The following is a 10580-nucleotide window of genomic DNA, read 5'->3' as shown; positions in this document are numbered from 1 at the left end:
AAACCCCTGGAGCCCCACCGTGTCGGAAGCATTCATCGTCGGAGCCGTCCGCACCCCCGTCGGCCGCCGCAAGGGCGCGCTCAGCGGAGTGCACCCCGCCGATCTCGGCGCCCACGCACTGCGCGCCCTGCTGGAGCGCACCGGAGCCGACCCGGGCGCCGTGGACGACGTGTACTTCGGGTGCGTCAGCCAGATCGGCGCGCAGACCGGCAACGTCGCACGCACCGCATGGCTGTCGGCCGGACTGCCGCAGCACGTCCCCGGCACCACCATCGACCGCCAGTGCGGCTCCTCCCAGCAGGCCGTGCACTTCGCCGCCCAGGCGGTCGGCTCCGGGGCCGCCGATCTGGTGGTGGCCGGCGGGGTGGAGGTGATGAGCCTGGTGCCCATCGCCAGTCCCATGACCGTCGGCGAACAGGCCGGTATGGGCAGCCCGTACGCGGGGGACGGCTGGCGCGAGCGCTTCGGCGACCAGGAGGTCTCCCAGTTCCGCGGGGCCGAACTGATCGCCGAGAAGTGGGGCGTCTCCCGGGCGGACATGGAGGAATTCGCGCTCACCAGTCACCGGCGAGCCCTCGCCGCCCAGGCCGACGGCGCCTTCGACGACGAGATCACCCCGGCCTTCGGGCTCACCGCCGACGAGGGCCCGCGCGCCGACACCACCCTGGAGAAGATGGCCGGGCTGAAGACCCTCACCGAGGACGGCCGGCTGACCGCCGCCGTCTCCAGCCAGATCTCCGACGGGGCCGCCGCCCTGCTGATCGCCTCCGAGGAGGCGGTGCGCCGCCACGGCCTGACCCCGCTCGCGCGGGTGCACACCATGGCCGTCGTCGGCTCCGATCCGATCCATATGCTGACCGGTCCGATCCCGGCCACCGAGAAGGTCCTGGACCGGGCCGGGCTGTCGATCGGCGACATCGACCTGGTGGAGATCAACGAGGCGTTCGCCTCCGTCGTCCTCGCCTGGCAGAAGGAGATCGGCCCCGACCCGGAGCGGGTCAACGCCTTCGGCGGCGCCATCGCGCTCGGACATCCGCTCGGCGCCACCGGCGCCCGGCTGATGACGACGCTCGTCCACCAACTGCTCAGGACCGGTGGGCGCTACGGTCTGCAGACGATGTGCGAGGGCGGCGGCATGGCGAACGCGACCGTGCTGGAGCGCCTTTGACCCGGCTCTGTTCACGTCGATTGGCAACTGAGTTCAGCTTGGGGCTACTCTCGGGTACGGACACGGTGGGCTGCAGCCAGGAGACGAGGCATGGCGACGAGAATCGTTGAACCGGAAGCGGGACCGAGGTCCAAGCGCGCCGCCATCCTGGCGGCCGCCGTCGACTGCTTCGGCGAGACGGGGTTCGAGGCCACCAAGTGGTCCACCGTGGCGGAGCGGGTCGGCATCGGGCAGACCGCGCTGTACCACTACTTCGAGTCCAAGACGCACTGCCTGCTGACCATCATGCGGCTGGAGCTCCAGCGGTCCCACGACAAGTTCACGGAGGCGACCGAGGGCGTCGAGGACCCGACCGAGGCACTCCGGGCGGCCGTCCGCGCGGCCTACGACGTCTCGGACCAAGAGGTCCTGCAGATGCGGATCCTGCACAACCACATGGATCTGCTCTCCGGCACGCGCAAGTCCAAGCGGGAGGAGGCCGAGCGCGTCGAGGCCCGCAAGCTGGTCCAGCTCGTCGAGCGGAACTGGACGAATCTGCTGGTCCGGGGCATGTCCATGGGTGCCTTCCCGCTCCGGGACGCGCAACTGCTGGGCTCGGGTGTGCTCGGCCTGATCGTCAGCGTCTGGCGGTGGTACCGGCCCTCGGGGCCCACCCCGCTGTCCGAGGTCAGCGAGCTGATCGAGGGCGCCTGCGTACGCATGGTCGCCACCTGACCCCCTGAGCGGCCCCCTGTCGCTTCCGGCCCCCGGCGGATATCCGCCGGGGGCCGTTTCGTGTTCTTACGGACTCTTGTCAGTCGTGTTTCCCCGGGATTAGCATCCATCCCAGAATTGAACTGAACTCAGGTTGATCCGGGGGTCGTCGCAACGGCTCCGGGTCCCCGAGAGCGCTCGGCCACCCATCGAAAGGGCGCAGGCATGACGTTGCGCACGTATATGGCCAGTATGGACAGCGACCACCCGGAACGGACGCTGGACCTGCTCGAACCCGACTTCCGCTTCCTCATCGCCCTGCCCGGCAGCGAGGTCACCGGCACATCCAGGGAGGACTTCGCCGCGTACATCGCCGGCCGGAACCCCAAGGACCGGTCGCATGAGATCCTGCGCCACAGCCGGGACGGCGACGTCGAGACCGTGTACGGGGTGGTGACGGAGGGCGGGCGGTACACCGGCTCCTTCCTCTCCGCCGCGGTGATCTCGCCCGGCGGGCTCCTGTCGCGCTACCAGTCCTTCTTCACCACCTCGTTCGAACTGGTCGACTGGGCGGACGACGGGAGCCGGGCATGACGGACACCTCCGCCTCGGCCCCCTTCCTCACCGCGTGGTTCGAGATACTGGACGGCGACGAGCCGTCCCGGATCCTCGACCTGATCAGCGACGACTTCTCGCTGTCCATCCTGTTCTCCACCGGTGACGGCAACGCCACCGACTTCGCCGGGGACCGCGCCGCCCTCGTCGGCTATCTCGAACAGCGGGAGAAGGGCACCCGCACCCACCATCTGCTGTCGGCGACCACGCTCGGCCAGGAGGAGCTCTTCCTGGGCGAGGTGCGCCGGGCGGGCGTCCCCGAGGCCAGCTTCGTCGCCGCCGGGCAGGTGAACGGCGAAGGCCGGCTGCGGCGCCTGCTCATCGGGCGCTCGTCCGAGATCCGCTTCACCTGAGCGGTCCCGGACCCGCTCACCACCCCCATCCCCTCGACCTCGTGCGGAGCACCGTCATGTACAACCTCGTCCTGCTGGCAGCCCGGCCCCCGGAGTGGACGCATGAGCAGTTCATCACCTGGTGGCGCGGCGACCACGCGGAGCTGACCTACCGCCTGCCGGGGCTGCGCTCCTGGCGCCACACCGACATCGACGCCGCCCTGGAGCCGCGTTCCGAGGGCTGGGACGGGATCTCCGTGCTCGGCTTCGACTCCCCGGAGGACCTGAGGAAGGCCCTCGCCAGCCCCGAGTGGGCCGCGGCCGTCGCCCAGGTCGGCGACATGAAGGGCCGCCGGATCGCGGTCCTGGGGCATGAGGCGGAGATGTTCAGCGCCTGAGGATTCCGGGCCGCCCGGCCCGGTCCAGCGGCAGCTCAAGCACCACAGCGTTCGGCAAGCGGAGTTCGGCACAGCGCAACGAGGGGCAGGATGCGACAGGTAGCGCGGGAGTTCCAGCAGAAGGCGGAAGAAGCCGACTTCACCGCCGTGATCGACGACACCGGCAGCCATACGGCCCGGCAGCTGCTCGACGAGGCCGTACGGCTGGCCGAAGCGCTGTCCGCGGACGAGCCCGACGGCTCGGTCGGCACCGTCCTGGTCCAGGCGGACAACTCATGGCGCACCGTCGCCGCCACCCTCGCCGTGGGGCTGCGCGGCGGAGTCCTCGCGGTGGTCAATCGGCACACCACACCCGGCGAGTTCACCGCCGCATGGGAGGACATCCGCCCGGACGCCGTCGTCGCCGAGCCCTCGGCGATGGCCGAGTGGGCGGTGCCCACCCGGCTGCCCGACCCGGCGCGGACGGTGCTCGACGGCTGGACCTGCCGCTCCGCACCCGGCAAACGCGAGGTGTCGCGGTGGGCCGGCGGCGCCCTCATCGGTCTGACCTCGGGATCGACCGGGCGCCCCAAAGGCGTCGTCCAGTCCGAGCGGGCCCTGCGCTACGCCGCCATGAGCACCATCGACGTCAACGGCCTGGCGCCGGGCGACGCGATCGCCGCGATCGTGCCGCTGTCGTCCACGGCGGCGTACTGCTTCGGGGTCTATCTCTCCCTCGTGCTGCGCGGCCCGCTCGTCCTGACCGGGAAGTGGGACCGGGCGGTCGCGCTGCGGCGGATGGCCGACGCCGGTGTCCGCTGGACCATGTGCGTACCGACCATGGCGCTGCAGATGGGCACCGAGGCGGCCGGCTCCGGCGTCCTCCGGGGCGTCCGCTCGATCACCGTCGGCGGCGGGCCCATGGACCGCGGGGCGCTGGCCCGGGCCGAACGGTCCCTGGGCACCAAGATCCTCCGCGTCTTCGGCATGTCCGAATGCCTGGGCCACACCTCGCCGAGCCCCGACGACCCCGAGGAGATCCGGCTCGGCCGGGACGGCCGCCCCTTCCCGGGTACGGACGTGCGCGCGCTCACCGCCGACGGTCAGCCGGCCGGCCCGGGGGTGACCGGCCGGGCACAGGTCCGCGGCCCCTCCCTCTTCCTCGGGTACGCCCGCGAGGGCAGAACCGATCCGCCGGAGCTGACGGACGACGGCTACCTGCCCACCGGCGATCTGCTGATGGTCCACGACGACGGCACCCTCACCATCATGGGCCGCGAGAAGGACATCATCATCCGCGGCGGCCGCAACATCGACATCACCGAGATAGAGCGCGCGGTCGCCAGCCATCCCCGCGTGGCCAGGGCCTGTGTCGCACCGGTCCCCGACGATGTCCTCGGCGAACGCGTGGCGCTGCTCGTCGTCGCCGAGGACGGCGGCGGCGTCGAACTGGCCGAGGTGACCGGCCATCTGGAGAGCGTCGGCCTGTCCAAGACCAAATGGCCCGAGTACGTCTACGACGTCGAGGAGCTGCCCCAGACGAAGGTCGGCAAGCTCGACCGGGGCGGGGCCCGGGACCTGGCCATCAGGCTGCACACCCGCGAAGGAGGATCATGACGGCACGGTTCGACCAGGCTCCCTGGGCGGAGGCCGGAATCCAGACCGTACAGCCCGGGGTGCACCGCGTGCCGCTGCCCCTGCCGGGCGACGGGCTGCGCGCCGTCAACGTCTACCTCCTGGAGGATCTGGCCGACGACGGCATCGTCATGATCGACGGCGGCTGGGCGATCCCCGAGGCGCGCAAGGTGCTCGAGGACGCCCTGGCCGCCCTCGACCGCGACCCCGGCGACATCAGCCACATCCTGGTCACCCACATCCACCGCGACCACTACACGCAGGCGGTGGAACTGCGCCGGCTGCTGGGCTCGCGCGTCTACCTCGGCGCGGGGGAGCGCCCCGGTCTGGAAATGCTCGGCCGGCTGCGCAGCGACCAGCCCGTGGGCTCGCTGCGGACCCTGCGCGCGGCGGGAGCCGGGGAGCTCGCCGAGCAGATCGAGGCGATGGACCACGGCGGCTACGACCCGAGTGTGTGGGAGGCACCCGACCGCTGGCTCGGCGCGGAGACCCTGCGCTTCGGCGAGCGTGAGCTGCGGGTCGTCCCCACCCCCGGGCACACCAAGGGTCATGTGGTGTTCCTGGACGAAGAGCGGGGGCTGGTGTTCTCCGGGGACCACGTCCTGCCGCATATCACCCCGTCCATCGGCTTCGAACTGGCCGAACCGGGCGGCCGTCCGCTCGCCGACTACCTGGACTCGCTGCGGCTGATGACCCGCTACGCCGACGCCCGCCTGCTGCCCGCACACGGACCGGTCGCCGACAGCACCCACACCCGGGTCGCCGAACTGCTCACCCACCATGACGACCGGCTGGCCAGAAGCCTGGCGGCGCTGGGCGAGCACACACTCGACGCCCACGCGGTGGCGCGCGAACTCGCCTGGACGCGCCGGGCCGTGCCGTTCGCGGAGTTGAGCGCCTTCAACCAGATGCTCGCGATCAACGAGACGGCCGCACACCTCGATGTCCTCGTGCTGCGGGGGCGGGCGACAGTGGCCTTCGCCGACGGTGTGCATCGGTACACGCGGGCGGCAGGTGGCGGGTCGACGCCGGTCTCATGAACACGGCGCCCGGCCACGGTATGGCACTGAGTACCCTCTCCGGGCGCTGAGTGCCATGCCGGTGGCCAGTCGGTGGTCGGTCGGTGGCCAGTCGGTGGCTAGTCGTCCCCCAACGTCTTCTCGATCTTCTGCACCACGCGCCACAGGGGAGCCTTCCGCGGCGCGACGATGACGACCACATCGTCCTCCTCGCTCTCCCGCGCGGGCGCGGCGCCGCTCTCCGCGGATTCGCGGGCGCTGCCCCAGGTCTGCCGGACGTATGCCAGCGACTGATCCACCGACCGCGCGCCATCGCCGTGCCCACCGCCGCGCAGCCAGGTCCGCAGCCCGTTGTTGTGCGCGGCGACGATGGCCGCCGCCTGTACTTCGGCCCGCAGCGCTCCGTTCGGGTCCCCCGCATAGCGTTGCCGCAGGTAGTGGGCCAGGGTGCGCTCGTAGCGGTGCACCACGGACAGTTCGTAGCCGCGCAGACTGGGCACCTCGCGGGTGAGCTGATAGCGCCGCACGGAGAACTCCGGGTTCGCGGCGTACATCCTCATGACGAGGCGGGCCGCGTCACAGATCACGTCGAGCGGTTCGCCGTCGGTGCTCGTGGCGAGGAAGGCGCTCATCTCGGTCAGGCAGCGCTCATGGTCGGGGAAGACGACGTCTTCCTTGGACGGGAAGTAGCGGAAGAACGACCGGCGCCCCACTCCGGCCCGCGCCACGATGTCGTCCACCGTGGTCCGCTCGAAGCCATGCTCCACGAAGAGCTGGAACGCGGCCTCGATGAGCACCTCGCGCATGGGTGCCTTGCCGGACGGCCCGGGCCCGCTCACCGCCGCGGTCGCCCCGCCGTCGTCGCGTACGTCCGCCATGGAGGGAACGTAGCACCAGCGCCCGGCCAAAGCGATACTGAGTGCCTTTACTGAGGGTACTGAGTGCCATACTCTCATTCAGGTGCTCCGGTGGGGCAGCGCGGACATCCACGAACAGTAAGGAGAGCCGGCGTGAGCTTGAGGATCGTTGTCTGTGTGAAGTACGTGCCTGACGCCACCGGCGACCGGCACTTCGCCGAGGACCTGACCGTCGATCGCGACGATGTGGACGGCCTGCTCTCGGAGCTGGACGAGTACGCGGTCGAGCAGGCCCTCCAGATCGCGGAGGACGCTGACGAGGCGGAGATCACCGTGCTGACGGTCGGTCCGGAGGATGCCAAGGACGCGCTGCGCAAGGCGCTGTCGATGGGTGCGGACAAGGCGGTGCATGTCGAGGACGACGATCTGCACGGCACCGACGCGCTGGGTACCTCGCTGGTGCTGGCCAAGGCGGTGGAGAAGACCGGGTATGACCTGGTGGTCTGCGGTATGGCGTCCACCGACGGCACGATGGGCGTGCTCCCGGCGATGCTGGCGGAGCGTCTGGGTGTGCCGCAGGTGTCGCTGCTGTCGGAGGTGTCGGTCGAGGACGGCACCGTGAAGGGGCGCCGGGACGGCGACTCCGCGACCGAGCTGCTGGAGGCGCGGCTTCCGGCGGTGGTGTCGGTGACGGACCAGTCGGGCGAGGCGCGTTACCCGTCGTTCAAGGGCATCATGGCGGCGAAGAAGAAGCCGGTGGAGTCCTGGGACCTGGAGGACCTGGAGATCGAGTCGGACGAGGTCGGTCTCGAGGGTGCGTGGACCGCGGTGGACGGTGCCACGGAGCGCCCGGCCCGTACGGCGGGCACGATCGTCAAGGACGAGGGCGAGGGCGGCAAGCAGCTCGCCGTCTTTCTCGCGGAGCGCAAGTTCATCTGATGCCGCCTGGCGGGTCGGAAGTTCGTCTGACCTGTTTCCCCCGCCCTCATTTCTTTCGCATGTCGCAGGAGAGCGATTCCCATGGCTGAAGTCCTTGTCTACGTCGATCACGTGGACGGTGCCGTCCGCAAGCCCACCCTGGAGCTGCTGACCCTTGCCCGCCGTGTCGGCGAGCCCGTCGCGGTCGCGCTGGGTGCCGGTGCGGAGAGCACCGCGTCCGCTCTGGCCGAGCACGGTGCCGTGAAGGTGTTGACCGCTGACGCGCCCGAGTTCGCCGACTACCTCGTGGTCCCGAAGGTGGATGCGCTCCAGGCCGCGTATGAGGCCGTGTCGCCGGCCGCCGTGCTGTTCCCGTCCTCCGCGGAGGGCAAGGAGATCGCGGCGCGCCTCGCGGTCCGTATCGGGTCGGGCATCATCACCGACGCGGTGGATCTGGAGGCGGGTGAGGAGGGGCCGGTGGCGACGCAGTCGGTGTTCGCCGCGGCCTTCACGACCAAGTCCCGTGTCAGCAGGGGTACGCCGGTGATCACGGTGAAGCCGAACTCGGCGGCGGTGGAGGCCGCTCCGGCCGCGGGTGCGGTGGAGGCGCTGTCGGTGTCGTTCTCGGAGCAGGCGACGGGGACGAAGGTGGTGTCGCGTACGCCGCGTGAGTCGACGGGGCGTCCGGAGCTGACCGAGGCGGCGATCGTGGTTTCCGGTGGTCGTGGTGTGGGCGGTGCGGAGAACTTCCCCGTCGTCGAGGCGCTGGCCGACTCGCTGGGCGCGGCGGTGGGTGCTTCGCGTGCGGCGGTGGATGCGGGCTGGTATCCGCACACCAACCAGGTCGGGCAGACCGGTAAGACGGTCTCGCCGCAGCTGTACGTGGCGGCGGGTATCTCGGGTGCGATTCAGCACCGGGCCGGTATGCAGACCTCGAAGACGATCGTGGCGGTCAACAAGGACGCCGAGGCCCCGATCTTCGATCTGGTCGACTACGGCGTGGTGGGTGACCTCTTCGAGGTCGTCCCGCAGCTGACCGAAGAGGTCAAGACCCGCAAGGGCTGACGTCGGAACCGGCGGCCCCGTGAGCCTCCCCGAGCGAAGTCGGAAGGTGATGCCGACGGCCACCGCCACCCTATTGTGGGCTGATGCGCGCACACCGTATAGACCGCCCGGCCGATCTCGACGTGGTCCGTGAGTCCTATGACCGGGTGGCCGACAACTACGCCCACATGGCGTTGACGACGGGAGTCGGCGACATCCGTCGCCATCCCTGGCTCAAGGCATCCATCGACGCCTTCGCCGACACCGTGGGCGATCTCGGGCCCGTCCTCGACGTCGGCTGCGGACCCGGAATGGTGACCGCCTACCTCGCCGAACGCGGACTCGACGTGTCCGGAGTCGATCTCTCACCCCGCATGATCGAAAACGCGCGCCGTCTTCATCCGCAATGCCGCTTCAGCGTCTCCTCCGTCACCGACCTCGACCTCGAGGAAGCCTCCCTCGGCGGCGTCCTCGGGTGGTGGTCGCTGTTCACCCTCCCCCGCGATGTCCTTCCCCAGGTCCTCGCCCTGTTCGCGGGTGCCCTGAAGCCAGGCGGACACTTCATCACCGGGACACACGTCGGCGACGAGGACAAGGTGCGCACCGAGGCCTACGGAGGTGTGCCCGTTCGCTGGACGACACACAAGTGGCGGCCGGAACAGCTCGTGGACCTGATCGAGCAGGCCGGCCTCCGCCCGGTCGCCGAACTTCGGCTCCCCGCGGCTGAGCACACCGGGCCGAGCGTGGTCATCATGGCCGAGCGCCCCGCCTGAGCACCGGGCGCGCCTGGACATCAGGCTCGGTGACCCGGCGGGCCGGGCTCACGAGCCGGCCGTGAGGAATTCGATGAGCGCCGCGTTCACCTCCGCCGGGCGTTCCTGCTGTGTCCAGTGTCCGCAGCCCGCGAGTTCGAGGGGCGCGCGTCGCAGGTTGGGCATCAGATCGGGCAGGCTCGCGATGAGTTCGGGCGTGCCGGGGAAGGCGGCAACGGGGTCGCGGTCGCCGTAGATGTACAGGGCGGGCGGGGTGACGACGGCGCCGTGCCAGGGCGCGGTCAGTTCCCAGTTGCGGTCGAGGTTGCGGTACCAGTTGAGGGCTCCGGTGAAGCCCTGGGAGAAGCTCTCGGTGAGGGTGTCGAGGTCGTCCTCGGTGAACCACTCCGGCAGCACGTCGGGGTCCGTCATGGTCGCGAGCCAGCCCTGCTCGGGCTCGACGAGCGGCTGGTCGGCGGCGTAAGGAGCGTCACCGGAAATCGAGTAGAAGATCTTCCGCAAGGTGGTGCGGGTGTCCCTCGCGAACTCGGCGTCGGCGACACCGGGGCGGTTGAAGTAGTTCCAGTAGAAGCGGCCACCGAACCTCTTCTCCATGGCGGCCAGCGGGGGCTGCGAGCCGCGGAACGGCGGTGGCACGCTCAGGCCGGCCACCCCGAGCACCATGTCCGGCCGTAGCAGCGCGGTGTTCCACGCGACCGGCGCGCCCCAGTCGTGCCCGACGACATACGCCTTGTCCTCGCCCAGTGCCCGGATCAGGCCGACGACGTCGCCGACCAGGTGGAGGATGCTGTACGCGTCGACGTCCTCGGGATGGTCGCTGCGCCCGTAGCCACGCTGGTCGGGGGCGACCACGCGGAAGCCCGCCTCGACCAGGGGACCGAACTGGTGATGCCAGGAGTGCCATGACTCGGGGAAGCCGTGCAGCAGCACGACCAGGGGGCCTTCGCCTTCCTCGGCGATATGCAGCCGAATCCCGTTCGTCTCGACCATTCGATGCTCAACCATGCGTACGAGCGTACGCGCCATGATCGTCGGCGCCGTGGCGAACCGTACTCCGCCGGACAGCATGGTCCCGCGATTCCAGGGATAAGCCGGGTACTGGTTGAGCCACGCGGGTGCGCTGATGCTTCTTCCCACGGGCCGCTCTTC

At 70.3% G+C, this 10580-nt stretch carries 12 protein-coding genes; 10 read left to right on the top strand and 2 right to left on the bottom strand.

The window, feature by feature from the left end; genetic code table 11:
• Window positions 1–19 precede the first annotated feature (19 nt).
• The 7 genes from J8403_RS07595 (at window position 20) to J8403_RS07565 (ending at window position 5860) form a co-directional block, all read left to right on the top strand.
• Entirely contained in the window at window positions 20–1168 is a 1149-nt protein-coding gene (locus J8403_RS07595; protein WP_211122486.1) for an acetyl-CoA C-acetyltransferase, read from the top strand.
• Between the two features lie 90 nt (window positions 1169–1258).
• Complete coding sequence (locus J8403_RS07590; protein WP_211122485.1) at window positions 1259–1882, top strand: TetR/AcrR family transcriptional regulator; 624 nt, start codon at window positions 1259–1261, stop codon at window positions 1880–1882.
• Between the two features lie 204 nt (window positions 1883–2086).
• Window positions 2087–2455 carry a nuclear transport factor 2 family protein gene (locus J8403_RS07585; protein WP_211122484.1) on the top strand — a complete coding sequence of 123 codons (369 nt, stop codon included), beginning with the start codon at window positions 2087–2089 and terminating at the stop codon, window positions 2453–2455.
• The gene (locus tag J8403_RS07580; protein WP_211122483.1) at window positions 2452–2829 is read left to right on the top strand and encodes a hypothetical protein; all 378 of its coding nucleotides are present in this window, start codon (window positions 2452–2454) and stop codon (window positions 2827–2829) included. The genes J8403_RS07585 and J8403_RS07580 overlap by 4 nt, the downstream gene beginning before the upstream one ends.
• 56 nt (window positions 2830–2885) lie before the next feature.
• Window positions 2886–3206: an EthD family reductase gene (locus tag J8403_RS07575; RefSeq protein ID WP_211128127.1), complete on the top strand. Its 321-nt coding sequence runs from the start codon at window positions 2886–2888 to the stop codon at window positions 3204–3206.
• Window positions 3207–3296: 90 nt separating this feature from the next.
• Window positions 3297–4802, top strand: coding sequence for a class I adenylate-forming enzyme family protein (locus J8403_RS07570; RefSeq protein WP_211122482.1), 1506 nt, complete (start codon window positions 3297–3299; stop codon window positions 4800–4802).
• Window positions 4799–5860, top strand: coding sequence for an MBL fold metallo-hydrolase (locus tag J8403_RS07565; RefSeq protein WP_211122481.1), 1062 nt, complete (start codon window positions 4799–4801; stop codon window positions 5858–5860). The genes J8403_RS07570 and J8403_RS07565 overlap by 4 nt, the downstream gene beginning before the upstream one ends.
• 98 nt (window positions 5861–5958) lie before the next feature.
• Here J8403_RS07565 and J8403_RS07560 read toward each other — a convergent pair whose 3' ends face one another.
• The gene (locus J8403_RS07560) at window positions 5959–6717 is read right to left on the bottom strand and encodes a TetR family transcriptional regulator (RefSeq protein ID WP_211122480.1); all 759 of its coding nucleotides are present in this window, start codon (window positions 6715–6717) and stop codon (window positions 5959–5961) included.
• A 132-nt stretch (window positions 6718–6849) separates the two neighbouring features.
• Between J8403_RS07560 and J8403_RS07555 the strand changes: the two genes are divergently transcribed.
• From J8403_RS07555 to J8403_RS07545, 3 genes are all read left to right on the top strand, one after another.
• Window positions 6850–7635, top strand: coding sequence for an electron transfer flavoprotein subunit beta/FixA family protein (locus J8403_RS07555; RefSeq protein WP_211122479.1), 786 nt, complete (start codon window positions 6850–6852; stop codon window positions 7633–7635).
• An 81-nt stretch (window positions 7636–7716) separates the two neighbouring features.
• Window positions 7717–8679 carry an electron transfer flavoprotein subunit alpha/FixB family protein gene (locus J8403_RS07550; protein WP_211122478.1) on the top strand — a complete coding sequence of 321 codons (963 nt, stop codon included), beginning with the start codon at window positions 7717–7719 and terminating at the stop codon, window positions 8677–8679.
• An 83-nt stretch (window positions 8680–8762) separates the two neighbouring features.
• Entirely contained in the window at window positions 8763–9431 is a 669-nt protein-coding gene (locus J8403_RS07545) for a class I SAM-dependent methyltransferase (RefSeq protein ID WP_211122477.1), read from the top strand.
• A gap of 48 nt (window positions 9432–9479) precedes the next feature.
• Here J8403_RS07545 and J8403_RS07540 read toward each other — a convergent pair whose 3' ends face one another.
• Complete coding sequence (locus J8403_RS07540) at window positions 9480–10436, bottom strand: alpha/beta fold hydrolase (RefSeq protein WP_246585747.1); 957 nt, start codon at window positions 10434–10436, stop codon at window positions 9480–9482.
• Window positions 10437–10580: the final 144 nt, after the last annotated feature.

The organism is Streptomyces yatensis (assembly GCF_018069625.1).
Classification (GTDB): domain Bacteria; phylum Actinomycetota; class Actinomycetes; order Streptomycetales; family Streptomycetaceae; genus Streptomyces; species Streptomyces yatensis.
Note: the sequence above shows the minus strand (reverse complement) of the source record. Positions and strands in the feature narration are given on the sequence as shown.